Here is a 408-nt window from a genome sequence, read left to right as displayed (position 1 = left end):
CCGCGAGAGCATCCAGCTCATGCTCGGCGACCTCGCCATGCGGATCGAGATCGGCCGGCTGCTGGTGATGAAGGCCGCCTGGGCGCTGGACCAGGGCAGCTTTGCCCGCAAGGAAGTCTCGATGGCCAAGGTCCACGTGGCCAACCTGATCCACGCGGCGGCCGATATCGCGATCCAGACCAACGGCGCCCGGGGCTCCTCCACCGACACGCCGCTCGAATGGATCTACCGTTACGCCCGCCAGGCCCGGCTGGTGGACGGGGCCGACGAAGTCCACAAGATGGTGCTCAACCGCAACCTCGAAGCCGAGGGCGATTCGTTTTGGACCTGGGGTTTGGAGGGGTGACGGTTATCCTCCCACCGGGGCAAGGTGGACGTCAAATCCACCGTCCTCATTCTGAGGTGCGG

The 408-nt window shown here is 65.7% G+C and carries 1 protein-coding gene; it reads left to right on the top strand.

The window, feature by feature from the left end; translation table 11 throughout:
* The coding region (locus tag E0L35_RS25820) for an acyl-CoA dehydrogenase family protein (protein WP_283241556.1) at positions 1–346 on the top strand (346 nt) is incomplete at its 5' end.
* Between the last annotated feature and the right edge of the window lie 62 nt (positions 347–408).

The sequence above is a fragment of the Halomonas sp. ATBC28 genome (assembly GCF_005937175.1).
GTDB lineage: Bacteria > Pseudomonadota > Gammaproteobacteria > Pseudomonadales > Halomonadaceae > Vreelandella > Vreelandella titanicae.
The sequence above is the reverse complement of the archived record's forward strand: the minus strand, read 5'-3'. Positions and strand labels throughout refer to the sequence as shown.